At 64.9% G+C, this 610-nt stretch carries 1 protein-coding gene; it reads left to right on the forward strand.

What is annotated here, in order from left to right; translation table 11 throughout:
• On the forward strand, nucleotides 1-610 hold a 610-nt coding region (locus tag HV670_RS30375), incomplete at both ends, for an autotransporter-associated beta strand repeat-containing protein (RefSeq protein WP_175108594.1).

Below are 610 nucleotides of genomic sequence, written 5' to 3' on the forward strand. Positions count from 1 at the left end.
AACGCAGTTGACCCAAAACGGCGCGATAGACGGCACCGGTGCACTGACCAAGGCCGGCACCGGCACACTGACGCTTGCCGGTCAGAACACTTACACGGGCGGCACCTCGCTTGACGGGGGCGTGGTACAGATCAGTGCCGACGCAAATCTCGGTGCCGCAACGGGCCCCCTCAGCTTCAATGGCGGCACACTGCGCACGACCGCTGACATGTCTATGAGCCGGGCAACCACGCTCGACACCTCTGGGGGCATCATCGAAACGATGCCGGGAACGCAGCTGACCCAAAACGGCACGATAGGCGGCACCGGTGCACTGACTAAGGCCGGCACGGGCACCTTGGTGCTCTCCGCAGCGAACGTCTATGCGGGCGGCACATCACTCAACGGCGGCGTGGTACAAGTCAGTTCTGACGCAAATCTCGGTGCTGCAACGGGCCCCCTCAGCTTCAACGGCGGCACGCTGCGCACGACGGCCGACATGACCATGAGCCGGGCCACCACGCTCGACGCCGGCGGGGGCACCATCGATACGATGCCAGCAACCCAGCTGACCCAAAACGGCGCGATAGGCGGCACCGGTGCACTGACCAAAATCGGCACCGGCACGCTG

The sequence above is a fragment of the Pararobbsia alpina genome (assembly GCF_902859895.1).
Lineage (GTDB): Bacteria > Pseudomonadota > Gammaproteobacteria > Burkholderiales > Burkholderiaceae > Pararobbsia > Pararobbsia alpina.